The 21,728-nt window shown below is 68.6% G+C and carries 22 protein-coding genes; 10 read left to right on the plus strand and 12 right to left on the minus strand.

Annotated elements, in window-relative coordinates; genetic code table 11:
* Positions 1-288: 288 nt before the first annotated feature.
* Both NE236_RS25050 and NE236_RS25055 read left to right on the plus strand, forming a co-directional pair.
* A complete protein-coding gene (locus NE236_RS25050) occupies positions 289-3,678 on the plus strand; it encodes a phosphodiester glycosidase family protein (protein ID WP_252844562.1) in 3,390 nt (1,129 codons plus the stop codon).
* A 253-nt stretch (positions 3,679-3,931) separates the two neighbouring features.
* Entirely contained in the window at positions 3,932-4,591 is a 660-nt protein-coding gene (locus NE236_RS25055) for a choice-of-anchor C family protein (protein WP_252844563.1), read from the plus strand.
* A 153-nt stretch (positions 4,592-4,744) separates the two neighbouring features.
* On the opposite strand, the gene NE236_RS25060 is transcribed toward NE236_RS25055, so the two are convergent.
* Complete coding sequence (locus NE236_RS25060; protein ID WP_252844564.1) at positions 4,745-5,374, minus strand: TetR/AcrR family transcriptional regulator; 630 nt, start codon at positions 5,372-5,374, stop codon at positions 4,745-4,747.
* Positions 5,371-5,886 carry a hypothetical protein gene (locus tag NE236_RS25065; protein WP_252844565.1) on the minus strand — a complete coding sequence of 172 codons (516 nt, stop codon included), beginning with the start codon at positions 5,884-5,886 and terminating at the stop codon, positions 5,371-5,373. Before NE236_RS25065 ends, NE236_RS25060 begins: the two co-directional genes overlap by 4 nt.
* Positions 5,887-6,187: 301 nt before the next feature.
* Between NE236_RS25065 and NE236_RS25070 the strand changes: the two genes are divergently transcribed.
* On the plus strand, positions 6,188-6,787 hold the full coding sequence (locus NE236_RS25070; RefSeq protein ID WP_252844566.1) for an RNA polymerase sigma factor: 600 nt from the start codon (positions 6,188-6,190) through the stop codon (positions 6,785-6,787).
* Positions 6,780-7,742, plus strand: a complete 963-nt coding sequence (locus tag NE236_RS25075) for a CU044_5270 family protein (RefSeq protein WP_252844568.1) — start codon at positions 6,780-6,782, stop codon at positions 7,740-7,742. Before NE236_RS25070 ends, NE236_RS25075 begins: the two co-directional genes overlap by 8 nt.
* 82 nt (positions 7,743-7,824) lie before the next feature.
* Here NE236_RS25075 and NE236_RS25080 read toward each other — a convergent pair whose 3' ends face one another.
* The 3 genes from NE236_RS25080 to NE236_RS25090 form a co-directional block, all read right to left on the minus strand.
* Positions 7,825-8,382 (minus strand): DUF6529 family protein, encoded by a 558-nt coding sequence (locus NE236_RS25080; protein ID WP_252844569.1) that lies wholly within the window; start codon positions 8,380-8,382, stop codon positions 7,825-7,827.
* 107 nt (positions 8,383-8,489) lie between these two features.
* On the minus strand, positions 8,490-8,984 hold the full coding sequence (locus NE236_RS25085; protein ID WP_252844571.1) for a hypothetical protein: 495 nt from the start codon (positions 8,982-8,984) through the stop codon (positions 8,490-8,492).
* A 357-nt stretch (positions 8,985-9,341) separates the two neighbouring features.
* Entirely contained in the window at positions 9,342-9,773 is a 432-nt protein-coding gene (locus tag NE236_RS25090) for a nuclear transport factor 2 family protein (protein WP_252844572.1), read from the minus strand.
* Between the two features lie 245 nt (positions 9,774-10,018).
* Between NE236_RS25090 and NE236_RS25095 the strand changes: the two genes are divergently transcribed.
* Positions 10,019-10,243, plus strand: a complete 225-nt coding sequence (locus tag NE236_RS25095; protein WP_252844574.1) for a hypothetical protein — start codon at positions 10,019-10,021, stop codon at positions 10,241-10,243.
* Here NE236_RS25095 and NE236_RS25100 read toward each other — a convergent pair.
* The 4 genes from NE236_RS25100 to NE236_RS25115 all read right to left on the minus strand — a co-directional run bounded on the left by NE236_RS25100 (position 10,240) and on the right by NE236_RS25115 (position 13,341).
* Positions 10,240-10,764 carry a GNAT family N-acetyltransferase gene (locus NE236_RS25100; RefSeq protein ID WP_252844575.1) on the minus strand — a complete coding sequence of 175 codons (525 nt, stop codon included), beginning with the start codon at positions 10,762-10,764 and terminating at the stop codon, positions 10,240-10,242. The two genes, NE236_RS25095 and NE236_RS25100, sit on opposite strands and share 4 nt — an antisense overlap.
* 166 nt (positions 10,765-10,930) lie before the next feature.
* The gene (locus NE236_RS25105; RefSeq protein ID WP_252844576.1) at positions 10,931-11,458 is read right to left on the minus strand and encodes a hypothetical protein; all 528 of its coding nucleotides are present in this window, start codon (positions 11,456-11,458) and stop codon (positions 10,931-10,933) included.
* A gap of 101 nt (positions 11,459-11,559) precedes the next feature.
* Positions 11,560-12,048: a cupin domain-containing protein gene (locus NE236_RS25110; RefSeq protein WP_252844577.1), complete on the minus strand. Its 489-nt coding sequence runs from the start codon at positions 12,046-12,048 to the stop codon at positions 11,560-11,562.
* Positions 12,049-12,393: 345 nt separating this feature from the next.
* Positions 12,394-13,341, minus strand: coding sequence for an NADP-dependent oxidoreductase (locus tag NE236_RS25115; protein ID WP_252844578.1), 948 nt, complete (start codon positions 13,339-13,341; stop codon positions 12,394-12,396).
* A gap of 104 nt (positions 13,342-13,445) precedes the next feature.
* On the opposite strand from NE236_RS25115, the gene NE236_RS43755 reads away from it, so the two are divergent.
* The 4 genes from NE236_RS43755 (at position 13,446) to NE236_RS25135 (ending at position 17,431) form a co-directional block, all read left to right on the plus strand.
* A complete protein-coding gene (locus tag NE236_RS43755) occupies positions 13,446-13,859 on the plus strand; it encodes a winged helix-turn-helix transcriptional regulator (RefSeq protein WP_289850852.1) in 414 nt (137 codons plus the stop codon).
* A 375-nt stretch (positions 13,860-14,234) separates the two neighbouring features.
* Positions 14,235-14,774 (plus strand): hypothetical protein, encoded by a 540-nt coding sequence (locus NE236_RS25125; RefSeq protein WP_252844579.1) that lies wholly within the window; start codon positions 14,235-14,237, stop codon positions 14,772-14,774.
* A gap of 598 nt (positions 14,775-15,372) precedes the next feature.
* The gene (locus NE236_RS25130; RefSeq protein WP_252844580.1) at positions 15,373-16,899 is read left to right on the plus strand and encodes a WXG100-like domain-containing protein; all 1,527 of its coding nucleotides are present in this window, start codon (positions 15,373-15,375) and stop codon (positions 16,897-16,899) included.
* Positions 16,900-16,924: 25 nt separating this feature from the next.
* Positions 16,925-17,431, plus strand: a complete 507-nt coding sequence (locus tag NE236_RS25135; protein WP_252844581.1) for a hypothetical protein — start codon at positions 16,925-16,927, stop codon at positions 17,429-17,431.
* A gap of 159 nt (positions 17,432-17,590) precedes the next feature.
* Here the strand turns inward: NE236_RS25135 and NE236_RS25140 are convergent, their stop codons facing one another.
* The 3 genes from NE236_RS25140 to NE236_RS25150 form a co-directional block, all read right to left on the minus strand.
* Positions 17,591-18,769, minus strand: a complete 1,179-nt coding sequence (locus tag NE236_RS25140; RefSeq protein WP_252844582.1) for a BAR domain-containing protein — start codon at positions 18,767-18,769, stop codon at positions 17,591-17,593.
* Between the two features lie 13 nt (positions 18,770-18,782).
* Positions 18,783-19,094 carry a hypothetical protein gene (locus NE236_RS25145; protein WP_252844583.1) on the minus strand — a complete coding sequence of 104 codons (312 nt, stop codon included), beginning with the start codon at positions 19,092-19,094 and terminating at the stop codon, positions 18,783-18,785.
* 143 nt (positions 19,095-19,237) lie between these two features.
* Positions 19,238-21,055 (minus strand): DUF2075 domain-containing protein, encoded by a 1,818-nt coding sequence (locus tag NE236_RS25150; protein ID WP_252844584.1) that lies wholly within the window; start codon positions 21,053-21,055, stop codon positions 19,238-19,240.
* 160 nt (positions 21,056-21,215) lie between these two features.
* On the opposite strand from NE236_RS25150, the gene NE236_RS25155 reads away from it, so the two are divergent.
* On the plus strand, positions 21,216-21,503 hold the full coding sequence (locus NE236_RS25155; RefSeq protein WP_252844586.1) for a hypothetical protein: 288 nt from the start codon (positions 21,216-21,218) through the stop codon (positions 21,501-21,503).
* The last annotated feature ends 225 nt before the right edge of the window (positions 21,504-21,728 follow it).

A 21,728-nucleotide genomic window follows, 5' to 3' on the forward strand; every position in this document is an offset into this window, starting at 1 on the left:
TTCGACGGTGCCGCGAACGAATCGGATCCACGAAAAAGGGGAAAAGGGCGGCGCCGAGGACAGGCCGGACGTCGAACGCCGGTCACCACGTAACAGGCGAATCCGCTGGATCACCCCGTGGACCGGCAAACGGATCGTACCGGACGGTGATCTTCCGTAGTGGCGACATCCGCGGAAGTTCACCGCGGCGAGAGATGTTCATTCGCTCGACCACGACCGGTCAAGGCCGGTGTTAGTGATCACCCGCCCGGCGCGTTAATCTCCTCCGGCACCCCCACGGAGGCCTCCATGCGCGTACGATCCCTGCTGACCGCGGGCGCCCTTGCCCTGGGCGTTCTCGGCGCACCCGCCTGGACCGTTCCGGCCCGGGCGGAGCGGCCGCCGCGCGTCCCGGTGCCCTCCTACCAGACCGCCGTTCCCGGCGAGTCGGTCGAGGCCGACCGGGTCGACCAGCCGGTCGCCCCGGGGATCGTCCGCACCACCTTCGACACCTTCGGCCGTACCGGCTGGACGCGCGTCCACGTCCTCAGCGCCGACCTGCGCGACCGCTCGGTCGGCGTCGACCTCGTCGGCCGCAAAATCAGCGAGGCACGGCCGCTCGCGCAGGCCGCCGACGACCAGCGCGCCGTCGCCGCCGTCAACGGCGACTACTTCGACATCACCGAGACCAACGCCGCCATCGGCCCCGAGATCCAGGGCGGCACCCTCCGCAAGGGCGTGAGCCAGTCGTCGACGGTCGCCGGCATCGGCACCGACGGCATCGCCCGGCTCGCCGACCTCGCCATCGAGGGCACCGTCACCGTCGCCGGCACCGAACGCCCCCTGGCCGCGCTCAACTCCGCCGGCGTGCCCGCCGACGGCATCGACGCCTTCACCCCGCAGTGGGGGCCGGGCCTGCGCACCCTCATCCGCGACCCGGGCCCGTACACCGAGCTCATCGTCGCGGGCGGCAAGGTCACGGCGGTGGGCGACCACCTCACCACGACGCCCGTCCCGGACGGCGGCCTCGTCCTCCTCGGCCGCGGCGCCGCCGCCGGACAGCTCGCCGCCGTCAAGCCGGGCGACCCCGCCGCGATCGCCTTCGCGCCCAAGGCCGACACGAAGCTGCGGATGGCCCTCGGCAGCGGCGCGGTGCTCGTTCGCGACGGCAAGGCCGTCGACTTCCCGCCGAGCACCGGCAACGACGCGCTCAAGCCCCGCACGGCCATCGGCTGGAGCGACGGCGGCCGCCGGCTGCTCCTCGTCGCCGTCGACGGGTCGGCGAGCTTCTCCGCGGGCCTGTCGTTCGACGACACGGCCCGGCTGATGGCCCGCCTCGGCGCCGGCGACGCGTACATGCTCGACGGCGGCGGCTCCACCGAGGCCGTCGCCCGCCGCCCCGGCGACCCGGGCGTCAGCGTCGTCAACACCCCGTCCGACGGCAGTGAGCGGCCCGTGCCCAACGGCGTCGGCCTGTTCGGCCGCAAGGGCTCAGGAACGCTCCAGGGCCTGGACGTACGGCCGCGCGCCGACCGCGTGTTCCCCGGCCTCACCCGCGACGTCACGGCCGCCGGCTACGACGAGACGTACGCGGCGGCGCCGGTCGCCGGACGTCACGTCTCCTGGCAGGCCGCCCCCGGCAGGCTCGGCCACGTGAGCGGCGGCGTGTTCCACGCGTCCATACCGGGTGCGGGCCGGCTGCGCGCCCGCGCCGGATCCGCGAGCGGCGAGCACGACCTGCGCGTCCTCGGCCCGCTGCACAGGCTCGCCTTCGGCCGCCGCGCCGCCACCTTGGAGCCCGGCACGGCCATGAGCATCGGGCTCACCGGCTACGACGCCGACGGCTTCAGCGCCCCCGTCGCCCCGCGCGACGTCACCCTCGCCTACGACCACGACGCCATCGACGTCACCGCCGAACCCGACGGCGACCTGAAAGTCACCGGCAAACCGGGCGCGACCGGCACCGGCACGGTTCTGACGGCGACCGTCCACGGCGTCACCGCGAAGCTCCCCGTGTCGGTCGGCCTCATCGACAGGTCCCTCGCCGAGTTCGAGCCCGACGAGAAGTGGACCGCCTCGGCCGCCCGCGGCACCGCCAAGGTCGCCACCGTCGACGCCCCCGACCGCCCCGGCGCGCCGTCCGGCAACCAGGCACTGCGCCTCACGTACGACTTCACCGGCCAGCCGAGCACCTCCGCCGGCTACGCCGTCGTCCAGCCCACCCCGCTCACCCTGCCGAGCGGCGCCAGCGGACTCGCCCTGTGGGTCAAGGGCGACGGCAAGGAGCACTGGCTGCGCGCGACCCTCCGCTCCCAGGGCACCACGAACGTGCCGTTCACGTTCGCGCTCAGCGTCGACTGGACCGGCTGGCGGCGCGTCACCGGCACCCTGCCCACCGGGTTCGCCACTCCGATCACGCTGCTGAACATCTACGTCGTCGAGACCGCGCAGGACAAGAAGGACGCCGGGGAGCTGCAGTTCGACGCGCTCGCCGCCCAGGTCGGCCAGCAGCCCGACAGCCGCGAGGCCCCGGTCCCGGACCCGTACGTGCTGGAGCAGCGCGGCGTCGGCACCGACCGCTGGACGTACGCCGTGATGTCCGACCTGCACGTCAGCGCCGCCGCCGGAGCCGACTCCTTCCCCGCGAAACAGGCGGCCGCCGCCCTCGACCAGGCCGTCGCCGCCAGGCCCGACTTCATCCTCGTCAACGGCGACTTCGTCGACAGCGACAGCCCCGCGGACTTCGCGTTCGCTCAGCAGCTGCTGAAGGACCACGTCCCCGACGGCCTGCCCGTCTACTGGGTGCCCGGCAACCACGAGGCGGGGCTGGGTTCGAGCGGCGGGCTCGACAACTTCGTCAGCGCCACCGGCCGCAAGACCCGGCAGGTGTTCGACCACAAGGGCACCCGGTTCGTCCTGCTCGACTCCCACAGCGGCAGCCTGCGCACGTCCGACTGGGACCAGGTCCCCGCGCTGCAGGACGAGCTGAACAAGGCCGCCACCGACCCTTCCGTCACGGGCGTCGTCGTGCTGTTCCACCACCCGCCGCACGACCCGTCCGGCGCCGGCGACTCCCAGCTGACCGACCAGCTAGAGGCGGGCCTGGTCGAGCGGTGGCTGGCGGCGTTCAGGGAGGAGTCCGGCAAGCCGGTCGCCCTCTTCAACGGCCACGCCCACACCGCCGCCGTCACCCGCGCGGACGGGGTGCTCGAAGTGAACACCCCGGCCGTCGGCAAGACCCCGTACAGCTCACCGGACCAGGGCGGCTTCTTCGGCTGGATGCGCGTCGGCGTCGACCCTCGCCCGGGTCGCGTACGGGCCGGGCTGCCGGACCCGCAGACGCGGGACTGGCTGCAGGCCGAGAGCCGGCCGCTCATCGACGGCATCGAACTGTCGGCGCCCGCGCAGGTGGCCGTCGGCGGGTCCGGGCAGGTCGCCGCGACGGGCGTGACGAGCGGCTTCGGCCTGAGGTTCCCGCTTCGCTACCCGGCCAGCGTGACGTGGAGCGGAGATGCGGGCCTGCTGGTGACCTCCTCGCCCGAGGCCGCCAAGGCCGCCCGCCACCACCCCGACGTCCTCGCGATCCTCGACCCGGCCACCGGCACCCTGACCGCCGTACGCCCGGGCACGGTGACCGTCACGGTCTCCTCCGGCCCCCAGACCAGGTCCGCCACCGTGACCCTCGGCCCGAGCACCTGACCAGGTCACTGCAGGCTCCAGAGCGGATCAGGTCCGATCGTTCGCCTTGATAACGCATTTTCCGGCCATATCCGACCAATCGATGGCGCGGCGATAAACGCGCGTGTCCTTTCTTGATGCGACGTCTATTCAATGATCTCTTTGGGGCTGCTCGCTCGTTACGAACGGTTGACATCCGGTGTCGTGATGCGAGCCGGCGAATGGGTGCTGATCGCCCATTCGGTGCACATTCATGCACGAACGAAGGAGAATCATGGCTATCGACGCAACTCCGGCCGGCCGGTTCGCCTCCGACGCGCCGCGACTTCGCGGGTGCCGACCCACTCACGCGCGCCCGTGGCGGCGGCTCTGCGCAGGCGCCGGCCTGGCCGCCGCGCTGGCCGGGTCGGCCGCCTTCGCGGCCGCTCCGGCCAATGCGACGTCTGGGCTGGCGGACGGCAGCTTCGAGACCCCAGTGGTAACTCCGGGCACCTTCCAAACCTTTTCCTCGGGACAGCTCATCGGACCATGGAGAGTGACCAACGGGAGCGTCGACCTGATCGGAGGCGGCTTCTGGCAGGCCTCGGACGGACGCCAGTCACTCGACCTGAGCGGCGGTTCCGCCGGTGGGGTGACCCAGACCTTCGCGACACGTCCGGGTGTCATATACGAAGTGATCTACGCGCTGGCGGGGAATCCGCAGGGATCGCCGGCCGTGAAGACCGGGCAGGTCTTCATCAACGGTGCTCTCGCGCAGAACTTCTCCTTCGACGTCACCGGTCACACCGTCGCCAATATGGGATATGTGACACGGGCGGTTAGGTTCCGGGCGACCGGGGTTTCCAGCACCGTGCACTTCTCGAGCACGACGAACAGTGCCTACGGCCCGGTCATCGACGATGTGGGTGTCGACCGATGCGGTTGCGGCGTGTAGGAGCCGAATACCCCGTACCCTCCGGGCATCGCCGGGCGCGAGCGGCCGCCCGGCGGTGCCCGGCCGCGCTGCGCGTCACTTTCGTCACCGTGGGACGGTGCGGAGTGGCCACCTCGCGCTGAGGCCTGTCTTCGCCTGCGCCACCGCATGAGGTCACTTCGGGGCGGTACGGCGGACCTTGGCGCGCAGCGCACGGGTGGCGAGCGGGCCGAGGTCGTCGAAGACCTCCAGGACCGCACCGAGCTGGTCGAGGGCGTCGAGCGCGTCGCCGGCGCCTCGCGGGTCGGCGCCTTCGTAGAGCTCGATGCCGATGAAGGCGGCGGCGACCGCCTTGGCCAGCCCCGGAATCTCGGCGAACTCGGCAAGTGGGGTGCGGTCCAGGACTCGCCTGAGGACGGTCTCGAGCTCACGCGTCCACAGGTCGAGCGCGGCGGCCGTGGCCGATGCCAGTTTCGGGTCGCCCTGGGCGCCGGCGAGTAGTTGGGCCAACACGGTGACGTTTCCGACCTGGCGTTCGGCGGCGTGCAGTTCCCGGCCGACCGCGAGCAGCTCCCGTAGCGAGCCGACTTCGGCGAACCGGTCGCGGACGACCTCGATACGCCGTGCGGTCGCCGTGGTGCAGGCGGCGGCGAGCAGCTGGTCGACGCTGCCGAAGTGGTAGAACACCAGCGCCTGGTTGACCTCGGCGGTGGCCGCGATCGTCCGTGCCGAGACTCCCGCGATGCCGTGCGTCCGAAGAGTCTCGATGGCGGCGTCGAGGAGTCTGTCCTTGGTGCTCGTCACTCAAGCGAGTCTGCACCCTTGTCGTGTCCCGGGGCGTCATCGGGCCGTTTTCCGTAGAGTATGCGCGGCGCCACCAGCGTGCCGGCGGCGGCGCCCACCATGCATATGGCGGCCAACGTCTCTCTCGTCTCGCCGGAGAGTATGTCGTCCGCGGTCTTTAGCCGCCAGATCGAGAACACGCACGAGGCCAGGACCAGGATGCCGGGCAGGACGGCGGCGCCGGCGGGCCGCACGGCCCGGGGATGACGCGCCAGGCATGGCATGGCCAGCGCGAACGCCACTCCGCCGATGAGGCCCGCCACCAGCCCGGCCGCACCACCGACGACGCCGCCGCAGAACGCGTAGATGACCGACCAGAACAGGTAAGGAAGCCGCAGCAGGGCGCCGAAGATGGCACCGCCGATCAGGCCGGCGAGACATCCGTATCCGGTCCCCCTCAGCACGATCGACGTCCGTAGTGGAACCGTACGGCCGGCGCGATGGGCGTCGACATCGTCGGGTGCACCGGACATGCCCACCTCCGAGTTGAGCGGTCGCTTAAATCCGAGAATACGCCGATTTGAGCGACTGCTCAAGTGGCCTGCTGACTGCTGCCGACCGCGGCGTCGCCGTACCATCCGCCTGTCTGATCATCGGGCGATGACCACGGGACGAACTTCGCGGCCTCACCGGAGGGATGCGCAGCCGGGCCGCGCGGCCCTGGCCGTACGGCATCGCGACCAATCTGAGGGATGCGCAGCCGGGCCGCGGACCAATAGCCGGGTGACCCTGCCCCCCGCCTTGGAGGTTCGCGATGACGCGAATGAGCTCGACATGATCAGCCATGTCAATGAACAGGTCGCCACCGATGACGAGATCGTCACGTGGTCCCTCCGGGATCCCGAGGTGTTCGCGACGTTGTACGACCGGCACGCCCCGGCGATCCATCGCTACATCGCCCGCCGGCTCGGTCCGGATCTGGCCGACGACCTGATGGCGGAGACGTTCCTGCTGGCCTTCCGGCAGCGGGCGCGCTACGACACCGCCCGTACCGACGCCCGGCCGTGGCTGTACGGCATCGCGACCAATCTCATTGGCCGGCATCGGCGCGCCGAAGGGCGTTTCTGGCGGGCGATCGCCCGCAGCGGCACCGATGCCGCGACGGAGTCACTCGCGGAACGAGCGGCGGACCGGGTGAGCGCCCAGATGTCCCTGCCAGCACTGACGGCGGCCCTGGCCCGCCTCAGTAAAAGCCAGCGTGACGTGCTGCTGCTGACCGCGGAGGCCGGCCTGTCACCGGTAGAGATCGCGGACGCCCTGGGGGTTCCCAAGGGCACGGTGCACTCGAGGCTGGGCCGGGCGCGAAGAAAGATGCGCGAGGCGCTCGGCGGAATCGACCCCCTGGACCCGCGAGAGGACGCAATCGATGAATAGCCTCAAGCAGATGCTGCCCGAGGTGGCGCCGCCCTCACGAGAGGCGTTGCTGGAGGGACGCGGCAGGCTGGTGGCGGAGGCCCGCGACGAAGCCGCGAGTGCCGGAAGGTCACGGCTTCTCAAGCGCCGGATCAACCCCTGGACGGCTCTGACCGCGGGCCTGGTCGCCGGGACGCTCGGGGTCGGTGCCGCTCTCGCCGTCCAGATCGGAGGCGACCACCGTCCGCCCGAGAGAGTACGGCTCGTCAGCGCCGCCGAGGTGCTCAGCCGCGCCTCGGCGGTCGCCGGTGCCGACGGCGCCGCGCGGCATGGACGGTACTTCCACTACCGGTGGCAGGAGATCTCGCTGCCCGACGAGAAATCGCGGCACGTGCTCGGCAGCGGCGAGAGCTGGGTTCCGGCCGGCGGCAACGGCAGAGGCCTCCAGCGGATGCAGCCGTGCACCGAGGGGAACGCACCCGACTGCGATGTCGTCCTGAATTACAAGGACGGCGCCACCGACCGAGAAGGGTTCACCGGCCCGAGATCACCGAAGTACCTTCGCGACCTGGCCACCGACCCTGATGCGTTGCTGGCTCGGATCAGGCGCACCGCCAAGGGCGACGGTACGGCGGACGACCGAGCGTGGCGCGAGATCACCGATCTCATCACGGAGTCCGTCGGCACCGAGCCGAAACTGCGGGCCGCGCTGTTCGCGGCGGCGGCGAAGATCCCCGGAGTCGTCGCGGACATGAACACCAAGGACGCCATCGGGCGACCGGGGATCGCCATCTCGAGGCCGGGCAGGTCGCCCCAGCAGATCATCTTCGACCGCGGCTACCGGCTGATCGGCGACCGTACCTTGGCCGTCGGTAAGGGCGGCCCTGAGCCCGGCACCGTACTGTCCGCCTACGTCCTGGTGAACGAGGACGTCGTCGACCGACTGCCCGCGCCGCGGCCGGGACTCGTCCGCTGACCAAGGGCGCCCGCCGGGTCCGGCCCCGGCGGGCGCCCGTGGCGCTGGGGCCATCGATCCGCCGGTTCGTCGGCGCCGCAGGCTAGGGGCGGGCCAGTTGCCAGAGCGCCCCTGAAAGCCACAAGATCACAATGAGGGAGAAAAGCGTCCCGCCGGCGAGTGGCAACGCCCAGCCGGGAAGGCGGCGGCTGCGGACAAGAAGCACTTTGGCGGCGAATGCGCCGTAGAAGAAACCGCCGGCTATGGAGTGCAGGGCGACCCGGGCACTGTACGTCTGTACTCCGTACGCCGTGATGCAGTGGTAGGCAATGGGCAGGGAGAGTACGAACAGAACGGCTCCGCCGATGCGATGGGTGAGCGGCACCTGGCGGGGGGCGGCTCCGGCACCGGGTAGCCGTCGGTACATCCACAGCGCCAATATCAGCTGGAAGAGCGCCAGGCACAGCAGGGCGGTGCCGAGTTCGGCCTTGAGAATGTTCGCGTCGTTGCCGCGGCGTCCGAACAGGCTGCTGTCGTAATTCGGCGTGTGTATCCGGCCGAATGCGTACAGGGCCCCCGCCACGACGAGCGCGAGCCCGGCGGCTGCCGTCAGCCGCAGCCTGACCGGCCGGTTCGACGTCCTTGTTCCGCTCCCAGTCATCTGATCCCTTCGTCTCCTCGGCCGTCAGCGATGATCTTGCCGAGTTCGGCGTCGTGGACCGCGAGGCTGAGGCTCACCCATGGCTTCCCGGGGCGAGCCGCGCGATGTCAGCTGCAGGTGAACTTCTCGCGAGGACTGTTCACGTAATTCGACGCTGATCCGGCCTGATGGGTGACGATGGTCAGCCAGGTGTCGGTGATGAATTCGTGCTGGGTCGAGTGCGTAGGGCATCTGTAGGACGGATTCAGTGCGATTCCCGGTCGGCAGGTCTTCCAGCCGGAGTCCGCCCATTCGCCCTTCTGTACCCACTGGCTGGAATAGGGGACCCACATCTGCAGGCGCGATTGGAGATGGCAGTAGACGGGAGCCGGGGCGGTGCACCTGGTTATCTGGGCCTGCCCATGGACGTACCTGTCCCTGGTGTGCAGTACGAAGGGCTTATGGGCGCTGAACCAGCAGCCCTCCACCGCTTTCGCGGTGGTCGAGTCCGTGCCGGCGAATCCCTGCTCAGGGCCCGGTTGCGGGGTCGGTTCGTCCGGGTGGGGGATCGGTGTTCCGGGAGCGTACGCCGTCCCGGCGAGGATGCAGGCGAGTGCGATCACGACTGGTCCCATCGAGGTTCTGGCGAGAGCCATTCGGTCCCTTTCGTAGGCGTCGTCTGCAACGAGGTGGTTCGGCACCGGTCCCGCGTGGCCAGACTAAAGTCCTGTCGCATGACCTGGAAGGTCACATCGCCGGTACGAAGAGGAAATAAATTATTCTGGTGGCGCGAATGTCGTTGAATATGGGATTGGCGATGATTTGCCGCAGTAGGGAATTGCGCGGTGAATCGGTGCGCGGTCAGGGCGTACGGAGGATCTGGGCCTGGTACTCCAGTGACACTTCGTGATCTTGGTTCGGTCGCCGAACCTTACGCAGGAGGGGAGGCGCCTCCACCGGCGCGTGCGAAAGGCCGCCGGTCACCCGGGGCGGTGTGGCGTAGATGCGGCCGGAGGCGGAGCGAGCACCTCGGCGATCAATTGGGTGTCGGTGTACTCGGTGATCTCGGCGACCTTGCCGTCGCGCATCACGAAGACCCAGCAGTAACGGTTCGGGTAGTCACGGCCTGATCTCGTGACGCTGTGATTGCGGCCTTCGACGACGACCACATCATTGTCGGCCACGAAGCGTTCGGCGCTGACGACGTTACGGCCGCCGAGCTGTTCCGCGAGCGGGCGGAGCAGTTCCTCCAGCACGGCACGCTTCCCCTCGTAGGTGCGTGACCACGCGGTCTGCCCGATGATCGTCCAGCGGACGTCGTCGGCCAGCGCGTCGAGGAACGGCCGCCCGTTCCCTTTCGCGGTCTCGGCGAAGACCCCCTGCAAAAACGCCTTGTTGCTGACCTCGGACACCTGGCATACCTCCTGATCGGACTAATCCAGTGACACTTCGTGATCTTGGTGGTTCGGGTGGCATGAGAACGGCCACCGCGTGATCATCCAGTGTTTGTGCAGACAGCTGAAGATCGCGTGGTGGCCGTTGGCCGTAGCGTAGCCCCGGCCTGTGGCGGGCGCAGTGGCCGCAGGCTTGAGTCGTGCTCGGGCGATGTAGTCCTCGACGTGGTGGTCGATGTCGGCCAGTGCGCGTCGTAGTTGGGGTGGAGCTTGGGGCAGGTCGGCTGCGGTCGAAGCTCCTGCGCCGCGGCGACTTCACCTCCCGTGAGCACCTCGAAGCCCAGATCACCGAGTTCACCATCCGGCACAACGAGACCGCGCATCCGTACAAGTGGAGCTACGACGCCGATGCCGACCACGCCCGCTACCTCGAACGCCACCCCGGCAGCAGAACCTCGCCCAGGCCGCATGACCGCGACACGGCCTAACCACGAACCAGTAAGGAACTGCTGAGGGGCTGCACCAGGTCACGCTGATACCAGGTGCCTTGCTTACCGCCGAGGTCGGCCGGGTCTGCCGGGCCAACCGGGACGAACCCGGCCTTGGTCAGCACCTTCTGGGACGCGGCGTTGTCGTGGGAGGTGGCCGCCCGCAGCGTGCGCAGCCCGTGCCGCGCCGCCGCAATCCGGCATAGCTCCCGGACAGACTTGGTCGCCACGCCGCGGCCGGCGACCTGCTGCGCGACCCGGTAGCCGAGTCTGGCAGTGCCGTCATTGAGGTCGTACAGGTTGAACCGGCCCAGAACCGAGCCGTCATCAGCGACGAGCACGTAGAAGGCACAGATGCCGGCCTCCTGCTCGGCCAGCAAGGCACTGTGCCGCTCGGTGAACCGATCGTAGAACTCATCACCGCGGTCAGAGACCGAGGCGGCGAAGTAGACGCGGTTGGCCAGCTCGAAGGCCAGGACCGCCGGGGCATGGCCGGCTCGCAGGCGCTCCAACTCTGGCACAGCACGACTTTATCCAGATGACGCGCGGAGGTCGCCTGAGTTTCCGCCGGGTCAGGTCGGGCCTGGTGCAGCCCCGCACAAATCCCTTACCGGTTCCTCGTCAGACTGCCGTATGGCTGCAACTCGGTGTAACCACGGACCAGTAAGGAATTACTGCGGGGCTGCACTAGCGAGCCTTCAGGCGGACGACGGGCACCAGGCGTGCCTTCCTCATGCCGTACCTCTCGTCGAGTGAGGCACTCTTGAGGAGCCGAGCCGCCACCTTGGACTGCTCGGCCTCACCGATCACCGGGAAGACGTCGGCGTCCAGCTGCCGTTGCGTCGCGCCGTCGCGGACCTGCTCGCGGAGCCGGCGCGCTTTCTCGGCGTCCGCCTCTCCGTCGCCGACCACCGAGACGGCCGTACGCTCGATGCCCTCCTCGATCTCCAGCGTGACGCTCGTGGCGCTGCGCACGTCGCGCACCCATCCTGGTTCGGACGCACGGGCGGGCACGAGCAGGACGAAGTCGTCACCGTCGCGCAGGTAATCGACGAAGGGGGGATCGAGCTCAGGGACCTGGCCGATCCGGGTGAGCCGCGCATAGGGCATCCCTCCGAACCGGTGGAGCACCACCCGCCCGCGGGAGACCCGGAAGACCGCCACATTCGCCGCGCCGATGACATGGACCAGGACGGCGTCCAAGACGTACGTCACGAGCACTCGCCCCCATCGAAGGTGCCGTGCATCCACCCAGCACCTTAATCCGGCAGGCCTTCAGAAGCTCGTCGGTTGGGAGGAACCCGAGCATGGGGAGGTCAGTTCTCCGGAAGGGGACCGATCAGCTCGATGCCGTACTCGGCCCCCAGTGCCCGGAGCTTCTCGGGCGTCACTGCGTCCACCTCGATGGCGCGGTGTACGTCGCGGAAGAACCCCTCGGACCCGCCGGGGATCATCATCGTCAGCTTGCGCCCGCCCTCGGGTCCCGCGCGCAGGCCGTGCACCAGCCCGCCGGGCACGAACACCACCCCTCCGGCGTCGGCCGGCAACCACTCGCCGGCGACGTAGAAGTCGTAGTGGCCGTCGAGGATGTACCAGAGTTCGGCGACGTCGTGCCGGTGCAGGGGAGTGGCGAAGCCGGGCGCGTCCACACCCTCGATCAGTCCGAGGCCGCCGCCGGTCGACTCGGCGGACGCCTTGAGCCGCATGACGGAGCCCTCGGGCGCCGCCCCCATCGCTCCCTCGCCCGCGGCGAGGACGTACGGGCGGAGGGTCCGACTCGTCGCCCCGTTTCCCTCAACGGCCATGGTCAGGCGCCCGCGAGCTGGACCGTGGCCACGCGGTGGTGGCGCGGGGAGGTCAGACCAGAAGTCATATGACGGTATGTCCGCATAGGACGATCTTGGCACGACCCGACCGTTATCTGATCTTGGGATGGGCGGCGAACGCTCGGACGCGGAGTCGGCGGGCGACGTCTTGCCCCCTGGGTATCGCCGGTGTCCTTATGAAGGCATCGCCTTGGCGTGCTCGCAAACGTCCCCGAGAAGCTGCCGCTCCTCGTCGGTGGACGGGTTCACCGTCACGCCCGCCCGCGCCAGCAGGCTCGAGGTGTTGACGGCGCCTACGGCCGTTGACGGCCGTACGCCGCGTGCTCATCCAACGGTCAGCACGATCTTGCCTTTGACCCGGCCGGTCTCACTGAGCTCGTGCGCCTTCGCCGCGGCCTCCAGGGGCAGGACCTGGTCGACGACGACGCGCAGGGCACCGCCTTCGACCAGGTCGGTGACCTCGCGCAGGTCGTCGCCGGACGGGGTGAAGCCGAACTCGACGTGGCGCAGGCCGCGGGCGCGGGCGAGGTCGCGGGTTTCGGCCCGGTCGGGACCGGTGCCGCGTACGTCGAGAAGGACGCCGTCCGGGGTGAGGACCCGTAGCGACCGGGGTCCGTACTCGCCGCTGATCGGGTCGAGGACCACGTCGACGTCGCGAACGGCGGTCGTGAAGTCGGTGGCGGTGTAGTCGATCAGCTCGTCCGCGCCGAGCTCGCGCAGGAAGGCATGCTTGTCACGGCGGGCGGTGCCGATGACGTACGCGCCGCGCGCTTTCGCGATCTGCACCGCCAGGTGCCCGACGCCACCGGCCGCGGCGTGCACGAGGACGCGCTGCCCGGCGCGGACGCCGGCGACGCGGACGAGGGGCTGCCAGGCGGTGAGCGCGGCGGTCGGCAGTGCGGCGGCGTGGACGAGGTCCAGGCTCGGTGGGGCGGGCGCGAGGGCCTGTTCGGGGGCGACGGCGTATTCGGCGTAGGTGCCGCTGGGCGACAGCACCGCGCCGTACACCTGGTCGCCGAGCCGGAATCGCTCCACTCGATCGCCGACGGCCTCGACGGTTCCGGCCAGGTCGAGCCCGAGGGTGAAGGGCGGTTCGCCGAATCGGCCCACGATCCCGGCGCGCCTCTTCCAGTCGGCGGGATTGACACCGGCGGCGCGGACCCGGACGAGAACGTCCTGCGGGCCGGGAACGGGCCGGTCGGTCTCGACGACCTCCAGGACCTCCGGGCCGCCGAAGGCCTGCTGGCTGATCGCGCGCATGCGGGTGCTCATCTGGTCGTTCTCCTCCTCGGGACGGCCGTTCCGGCCGTGATCTCATCGTGGAGGAGGGCGGTACCTGTTGTGAAGTAGGCACCTGTTCGATATATAGGTACCCCATGGATACCGCTTCTCCGGCCGGGACCGGCCTGCGCTTCATCTACCACCGTGACTGTCCCTCGCGGACGGTGATCGAGGTGCTGGCCAACAAGTGGGCGCTGTACGTCCTGGCCGCGCTGCGGCGTCAGGAGCAGCCCCTACGGTTCAACGAACTGCGGCGCGTCCTGGAGGGCATTACGCAGAAGATGCTGACCCAGACGCTCCGGGCACTGGAACGCGACGGGCTGGTCAGCCGCACCGTCTACCCGACCGTTCCGCCGCGCGTTGAGTACGGCCTGACGCCGCTCGGGGTCGATGCGGGGCGACTGACCGGCGCGATCGCGGACTGGTCCATTGACCACGCACGGGAGATCCTGCAGGCCCGCCGGGAGTTCGACGACCGGGCCGCCGTAGAACCGCAGCCGGTCCGCTGACGCACCACCGGACCGACGGACGAGCCTGGATCCGGCGATGGGCGGTCACCGGCCGCCGGCCCGCAGGGCTCTGAAACGGGGTGACGACTGTGGGAGGGGAAGAGCGCCCGGATCGTCAGCGCCGTCCCAGCTCACCCACCCTTCGTTCGGCATCGGGAAGCCCATGGCCGTGAAGGCCGAGAACTCGACGGGCGCTTGCGGCCGTACGGCCGCACCGTTCGGAAGCTGCCGAGCGAAGCCCTGGAACTGCGGCGGGGCCCGGCGGTGGTCGGTGGTGATCGTTCGGTATGTTCCGGGTGACCGAATTTGGCAGAGCGCTGTGGGGGTTCACGGATGGACTTCGGCCCGGCTTCGAACGCCTGCCCGCTCTGTCGCATGACGGACCAGACCCAGCCGGTCCAGGGCATCGTCGCGTCCCAGACGGCGTACTCCAGCGCGTACGTCAGGGGCTACCGCGCGCACGGCACGTCGAGCACATCCCTGGCACAGCTGCTGGACCTGCCACGGCCCCGGCCTCCGCGCGGCATGGTCACCACCGGCTGGATACTCACGCTGCTCGGGGTGCCGCTGGCGGCACTGTTCGTCCTGGTCTCCTTGTGGGCACGCCACAACGAAACGGATCCCGCCCCCGCGTGGGCGTCCGTCATGGCGCCCCTGTTCATGACGATGCCCGTATGGCTGCCGGGACTCGTCTGCCTCGTCGTCGGGTACGCCCGCCTGCGCGGCTTCCGCCGCGGAGCTCCGCTCCGTGAAATGGCATGGCAGGTATGGTCGACCGCCCGCTACTGCGCCCGCGATCACGTGGTCTTCCTGCCCCACGGCGTCCACGCTCCGGCGGAGTTCGCCCGCTCGCTCATCTTCGACACCGCCCAGCGCGCCCTGGCCGGACCCCATACGACCGGCCTCAGGGCGTAAAGGCCACGGACGGTGGTTGCCGCGCCAGCACCGAGGTGCCGCGGTCTTACGTGAAGCGCTCCTCAATCCGGAGGCCATGCCGCAAGATGGCGGCAGAAGTATCTAGGGGACTTAGAATCCGCGCAGATAGGCGCGGCAGGGCCGCCCCGGTAGCAAAGCAGGCACGTGCGCATGGTGGGCAAGTCAGAATAGCTCTTTGGTTGGAAATACCTCCGCAAGTCCGCCAGTAATGTGCCCAGCGCTCACTTCCACCTGCACGCGCACCCCGACGAGGTACTCCGTCGACGCGGGCGGGTAGCTGCGACGTCGGCTCCTGCGCTGGGCAGGGGCCGGTTGCGACCGGATGCGCCAGCGATGGCGAGGTAGTTGACGTGCCGGCCCCGTGGGAAGGACGTGCCTGGAGCTCGTCTACAGCAGGAGATGCCACAGCACCTGTGCCAAGCCCAGTTGAGCAAGCCTGGCCGACTCTTCTTGGTCGAGAACACGAACGACGAAAGAGGAAACGGCCCACGAGAACCCCAGTGACTGGGACTTTCACTTTGTGTAAAGTCGCTAACAGTTAAGATCGGCAGATTTGGGACCAAGGGGATGTGGCAGTGTGGCGGGTGGCCAGCGGGATTCGGTCCGGTTTTCGGTCGAGGTGTTGCTGTATTACGCGCCCCGGTTCGACGCGGCAGGCACGGCATTGTCGCAGGCCGAGACGGCGGCGCAACGGAAGCTGGAAGGGTTGGGGTCGTTTTGGGGTTCGTCGTGGCCGGATGAGTCGTTCGCCGAATCCTACCGGCCGGCACAGCACTCACTCTTAGTAACGGTGCGGCAATGCGCGGCCCACCTTAGGGCGATAGCGAGCGGCATCCAACAGATGGCGCGCAACTACAGCGTCACCGAGGCGAACATGACCGCCGACATCGACCGGATCGCTGAGGCCGCGAGCCGAGAATCGCGGTTACTGCATAACACTGGTGGGCTCCCGCCCCCACCGGACGTGCCCGAAAGCACCCCACCAAGCTCACCGCGTACGACCCCGAATCCGACCCCGAATCGGTCACCGACCCCACCGGCATCGGCCCCGCCCGGGCCGCCGAAATCCACGCAACCGGCGCCGGTGCGGACTCCGAGCCCGTCGCCGGAGGCAGCACCGGACCCGAACGCGTGGAAGCGGGCCGGGGCGACCTACTTCTTCGGGCCGTTCCCTACGGGCAAGCCGGAACTGATGGAGGAGGCCGCCGAGGCGTGGCGAGAGTTCGCCACCGCGCTGCGCACCGCCTGGGAGGACACCCAGCACTACGCGGCCTACGTGTTGGCCGAAAGCGAAGGCCCGGCCGCCGACAGTTTCCGCCACCACGTGCAACGGCTGGTGGACTACAACACGGGATCGCTGACGTTAACGCTGCAGGGGTGCGAGCACACCGAGCGTGCCTGCCGGGACCAAGCTCAGGCAATCCGTGACCTGAAACGCCAGTTCGACGAACTCGCGTTGGAGTTCGCCCTCACGTTCATAATCGGCGAGGTCGTCGCCGCGTTCTTGGCCGCACCCACCGCAGGGGGCAGCGAGGCCGCCGGCCAGGCGGCCGAAGCCGCCGCAGAAGGCGGGATCACCGCCCGCGCGATGGCGTTGCTCCGTCAGTTCGTCGGAGCGGTCGTGGCTCGCATGAGGACCGTCGGCTCGGCACTGAGGGACCTCGCACGAGTACTACCGACTTCAGAACGAGAAGCCGCCGGTCTGGGCAAGGTTACCGTCAAGATCATCAAGAATCAGCTCACGGAAGCCGAGGAGGCGCAGGCCAAAGAGCTCGCTGAGTATCTTGGTGGAAAGGAGTTCACCGGGCCGCCGACGAATAACTTCGAAGGCATCGACGGCTGGCTCGATGGCCAGGAGGTCAGCCTTAAGGAGTACTCCGGAACGTCTCCGTCTGCCGTGCTGAAACACGCGGTCAAAGCCGAGAGCCAGGCTACCAATGCGGGTTACAGTAACGTGACGCTGTATATCAAGGCGCCGGACATGTCAGCGGCCAGACTGGCCGATTTTGCCAAGAACGGGCCGTTGGCGCAGATTCCAGGACGTGCGTCGATCGGACGGATCTATATCCGTACGGCGGACGGATGGCTAAGATTCCCTCAATAGTTTCGAGTATTTCACGGGAGGGCATGTGGCGGTCGAATGGTGGACGCGAGTCAATCAAGGTTTTTCGATAGCGGATCTACTCAGGGCCGTCGCGGCGGTCCTTGACGACATCGGCTTTCCTGGGATCGAGTTGGCTCCTAGTCCTGAAGATGCCACGGGCCAAGTCATTGGTTCCGGTCGGGCTGATATCGAGATCAGGATCTCGACCACGGATAGAAAACATTCGAATACGGTGAGCTTCCAGGATTTCGGGGATCCAGATGATCCAGAACTCGGGGGATGGATCACAGTCACCCCGTGGCGAGACAACCTCTCCATCGTCCTGTCAATAGCCACCATAATCGCCGCAGCGAAATTGACGAAGTCTCCGGTCGTCGACGAGTCGCAGTTGCTGGGTGGCAGGCAACAGGATCCAGAGGATCTGATCGAGGCCATTAAGCAACATTCCATTGAACAAGCCGTTCCGCCTGCCGAAAAAGCGCAATCGCTATTGCGAAGCTTCCAGCCGGGCCTGCTAATTGTAGGTCAGTAGAATTATTCGGCACGGTATCGGCGCCATCTGTGGTGCTCGGTCGGCGACGCTGGATGGTCTCGGCTTGGACGACATACCCGACCGTCCCGCCGATCGTGCTCGCCTTCAAAGACGACGCCGTTGCCGTCAATAAGGGCCCCGTCTTCGGCGGCCTGTGCGTCAGCCGGCCGAGGCGGCGGTGATTCCGGCACGGTCGAATCGGGCGATGAGGCTTGGCTTGCGGAGATGTTGTTGGCGCAGGAGCGAAAATCGCCGCGTGAACTCCTCCGCCTGGCCGCCGCGTGATGCGACCACCTGGAGATCCTGGAGGATCTCGACGGCTGCGTCGTAGTCGCCCTGCCGACGGGTGTCGATCAGCGCGTCGACCCGCGCCCAGGCCGTTTCCTGGTCGCGGGCCAGGGCATCCAGCCGCTTGTCCCGGGCCAGCTCACGTTCCTGGGCCCGGCGAGCCTCTTGGGCGGCAAGCGCGACCTCGGCCTGCCGATGGCGTTCCTGCCGGATCTTCGCTGCGGCGTCCAGCAACTCGGCCACCGTACGGCGGGAACGGCCATCGTCGCTGGTGCCTGGGTCACCACGGAAACGGCGCAGCAGCTCCATCTGGACTCGGGCGCCGTGGCCTTGCGCGACCTGAAACAGGAGCGTCTCCTTGTCCCCGGAGGGCAGATCCTTGAGCCATCTGGCCAGTTTCCGGGGATCGTCCCTGGTCTCCGCCAGGGCCGGGCTCGTCTGGGCCGCGACCGTGAGCAGGTCGGCGTCAAGGCGGAGGAGGTCCGCCAGGGCCCGCTGCGGCGCGGTGAGGGAGCCCAACCCGGCGGGCACCGGCGGTTCGAGTTCGTCCTCCTCGTCGTAGTCGAAGGCGTCCTCGTCGCGTTCCCACGCCCCGTAGCCGGCCAGCCAGGCCAGATGAAGAGACCGCAGGTCACCGGACGCGAGTTCGGCGCGAACACCGACGATGGCCGACAGGGAGTCCTCGGCGCCCTCCACCCAGTCGCCGCCCTCGTCCTCGCTGGTCAGACCGAGGATGAGATGCTCCTTGGAGGTCCAGGCGGTCACGTGCGGGTCGATGAGGTACTGCTCGACGGCCTTGAGATCGAGGAGAGCACGGGGCACGCGGAGCATGACCTGGTGGGTGCCCCAGCTGGTGACGTAGAGGTGAGCGTCGTAATAGCGCTCCATCATCCTGCGTGGATCGCCGCCGAAGTCGCCCCAGTGGTATTCGTTGGTGAAGCTCGTGGCGGTGATCCGGGCTCGGGTGGACAGGGCGCGGACCTCGGCCTGCTGCCGTTCGTCCAGGGGGCGGTCGACGGCCAGGAACTCGTAGTACTGGTATTCGCTCATCGTCGCTTCGTCGTCAAGGGGTCCAGTGCCGGTAGGCGTCGATCCATTCGGCACCGGCCGGGGGCGGGGCGGGCAGTGGCAGATCCAGGAGGCCGATCGCCTGGCGATTCCTCTTACGGGTGCAGATCGCGACGATGCCGCTTCCGGGCACCAGGTCGATCTTCGTAACGGTCACCTCGACGCCCAAGACGGTGGTCTGGAATGGAACAGCGAGCTCCTGCTCGATCACGGCGTGGAAGGCCGTGAGCTGTTCGTACTCGTCATAGGCGTCGACGACGGCCTGCTCGACCAGGGCGTCCAGCTCGGCCTTGCTCGGCTTCGCCACGTCCGGCAGCCTACCGAGGCGGGGAATGGACTACGTCAGGGATCGGCGTCATTTCGAGATTCAGGCTCAGTCGTCCGCATCCTCGATCATCGGAACTCATCAGCCTCCCCAAGCCCCCGCCCAAACGACGCTGATGTCGTCGCTCAGGCGACCTGGAGGAGGTCGGCGAGGAATTCGCGAGTCTCCGGATCGACCGCGTAGATCACCGTGCCGACCATCCCGCGCGTCAGCAGCACCTTGTGGATGTTGCGGATGTGCCGGGCGTACTGCAGGTCGGTGACGGAGCGCCGCTTGAAGTCGGGGTCCTTGTTGGCCTCCCGTACGGTGACCAGCCGACCGTTGCGGGCAACGATGTCGGGGCCGAGGATGACGCCCGACCAGTCGTACTCGAAGCCCTGCGCGGTGTACACGCAGCCGACCTGCTCGAAGCCGCCGTCGAACGTCGCCCACAGCGCGCTCGGCGGCGCGTCACCGACGGCCCGCTCGCCCTTGACATTCCACGGCCGGGCCCAGTCGCCGATGTGGACGTCGTTGATGAGGCCGTCAGGTCCGGAATCGCTCCACGGCCAGCAGTACCCCGCTGAGATCCGTGCGGAGTAGCCGTCCTTGAGCTTGTCCCGCAGGAGGTTCTCCATCTCCCACGGCGACTCCGCGAGCCGTACCTCGAAGTGGTCGTCGCCGGTCCACTCCTCGGGGCCGCCGGGCTCCAGGTTGAGGAGCCGGAGAACCCACTCCTCGTACTTGCGGCTGCCACCGCACCGGAACTGACCGTCGAGCGGAACGTGGTGGACCCGGATCCCCATCGCGGTGGCGTGGGCCTTGATGGCTTCGACGGTCCCGATCTCGTTGGGCTTCACCACCTGGTGCTCGTCGAGCAGGAAGACCGGCACCCGGGCGGTGGCGATCAGTTCGTCGACCTGAAGCCGGCCCGTACGCTGCGTCGCCTTGGTGAAGCGGTTCGCGGACGTCTCCCGGATCCGGTGCGCCTCGTCGCAGATGAGCACCTCGAGGCTGTTCGACTCCGCATCCATGAAGCTGTTGAAGTACTTGAACATGTTCTTGACGCGGGACGAGCCCTTGCCCACGTGCCGGCGCATCGTCTGGGTGAACGACCGTGAGCCGGTCGCGTGCAGGACGGAGTATCCCTGGCGGGAGAGGTCGCCCAGCAGGGACAGTGCGATGACGCTCTTGCCACTGCCCGGTCCGCCGGTGACGATGACGACCTCTTTGGCGTCGGACTGCCGGGCCTTCTTTACGGCATGCTGCACGAGGTCGTACGCCAGCCGCTGCTCGGCGAGCAGCGTGAACTGCTCCTGCTTCTTGATCTCGTCGGCGGCGAGCTTCAGGAGCTGCTTCGAGGGGCGTACGGCGCTGGCGAGGAACCGATCCGCGGCGCCGGCCCCGCTCTTGGGAGCGAACTGTCCCTGGAGGTATTCGAGGAAGGCGCCCCGACGAGTCTTGGTGAAGAGCCTGGTGCGCTCGGTGGTGGACAGCTCGAAGAGGTCCTGAACGTCGAGGTCCGCCGCGTTGTGGAGGTACGCGACGCCCCGGACGGCGTCCGGATGCTCGCTCAACGATCCGATGAAGTCGGCGATGTGCTCGCAGTAGCCCTGGACCTGCAGCAGGGGATGGCCGAGGGGGCGGTGGATGCCCTCGACCAGGACGAGGTGCTCATCGTCCTCGTAAAGATCGGCCTGGCTCCACTGCTTGAGCTCGACGACCACATAGGCATCGCCGCCGGTCCGCGCGTCGACCCCCGCGAGCACGACGTCGGCGCGTTTGCTGGTCAGGGGAAGTTGGTACTCGATGAGCATCTCGACCTTGCCGAGACCCGCCTCGACAAGGTCCCGGGCGAGCACCGGGATGCTCCGTGGCCAGGACTTCTTCTCCGACGCGGACGGGTACCTGCCCGTGGTCGCCTTGACGTGATCGGCGAGGATCCCGGCAAGTTTTCGTTCCATCGGTGAGCCGACCAGACTCTCGGCGGACACACGAAGCGCCGTCACGGACTTCCCCCAGGCAGCACGAAGAACTCGTGCGGGTGGGGGCATGTCCGCGATCAGAACCGATCAGCGGAAGCCCCGGGCCGCTACCTAACGACTGACGAGGTTACAGCCGGACATGGTGACGTACATGGCGCCCGCCGAACGGGCGGTCGAGGTGCGGCTGCCGTCCGGCCCGACGCCGATCGTCGTGGCGTCCTGGCAGGTCGCGTTCCGCGAGTGCCGTCAGGTGCTGTGCCTGCGCGTCGACGGCCTTTCCGCACGGGTCGTCGTGCCCAGCCCGGGCGCGGACGAGCGGATCGGCACCATCGCCGACCCGGTCCTCGAAGCAATAGCCACGCCCACCTGGGCGACACGTCCGGCGAGGTCACCCTCACCGGAGCGCCGGGAGCCGCGCCGCGGGTAGGCTGGCACGACCGCGGCTGCGGCGTGCATCGCGGCCGCGATGTTGCGGGTTGCCCACCTCGGCGTGTCACCGGACCCGCTCCGCGAATCCGCGTGGCGCGCCCTCGCCGGCGTCGACGCGTTGGTGGCCGACAACGGCACCTGACCCGAACCAGCGCTGGCACGGTCCTGCAGCTCGTCCCGTTCGGCTACTCGGTGATTCGCGACGACCCCGTTCAGCCATGGG

This window comes from Actinoallomurus purpureus (assembly GCF_024055795.1).
GTDB lineage: Bacteria > Actinomycetota > Actinomycetes > Streptosporangiales > Streptosporangiaceae > Actinoallomurus > Actinoallomurus purpureus.

Excerpts from the sequence above, each read along its gene's own strand:
- NE236_RS25050 (WP_252844562.1), top strand. The coding sequence starts at position 289 with ATGCGCGTACGATCCCTGCTGACCGCGGGCGCCCTTGCCCTGGGCGTT.
- NE236_RS25055 (WP_252844563.1), top strand. The coding sequence starts at position 3,932 with ATGGCTATCGACGCAACTCCGGCCGGCCGGTTCGCCTCCGACGCGCCG.
- NE236_RS25065 (WP_252844565.1), bottom strand. The coding sequence starts at position 5,886 with ATGTCCGGTGCACCCGACGATGTCGACGCCCATCGCGCCGGCCGTACG.
- NE236_RS25070 (WP_252844566.1), top strand. The coding sequence starts at position 6,188 with ATGATCAGCCATGTCAATGAACAGGTCGCCACCGATGACGAGATCGTC.
- NE236_RS25075 (WP_252844568.1), top strand. The coding sequence starts at position 6,780 with ATGAATAGCCTCAAGCAGATGCTGCCCGAGGTGGCGCCGCCCTCACGA.
- NE236_RS25080 (WP_252844569.1), bottom strand. The coding sequence starts at position 8,382 with ATGACTGGGAGCGGAACAAGGACGTCGAACCGGCCGGTCAGGCTGCGG.
- NE236_RS25110 (WP_252844577.1), bottom strand. The coding sequence starts at position 12,048 with ATGGCCGTTGAGGGAAACGGGGCGACGAGTCGGACCCTCCGCCCGTAC.
- NE236_RS25115 (WP_252844578.1), bottom strand. The coding sequence starts at position 13,341 with ATGAGCACCCGCATGCGCGCGATCAGCCAGCAGGCCTTCGGCGGCCCG.
- NE236_RS43755 (WP_289850852.1), top strand. The coding sequence starts at position 13,446 with ATGGATACCGCTTCTCCGGCCGGGACCGGCCTGCGCTTCATCTACCAC.
- NE236_RS25125 (WP_252844579.1), top strand. The coding sequence starts at position 14,235 with ATGACGGACCAGACCCAGCCGGTCCAGGGCATCGTCGCGTCCCAGACG.
- NE236_RS25140 (WP_252844582.1), bottom strand. The coding sequence starts at position 18,769 with ATGAGCGAATACCAGTACTACGAGTTCCTGGCCGTCGACCGCCCCCTG.
- NE236_RS25150 (WP_252844584.1), bottom strand. The coding sequence starts at position 21,055 with ATGGAACGAAAACTTGCCGGGATCCTCGCCGATCACGTCAAGGCGACC.
- NE236_RS25155 (WP_252844586.1), top strand. The coding sequence starts at position 21,216 with ATGGTGACGTACATGGCGCCCGCCGAACGGGCGGTCGAGGTGCGGCTG.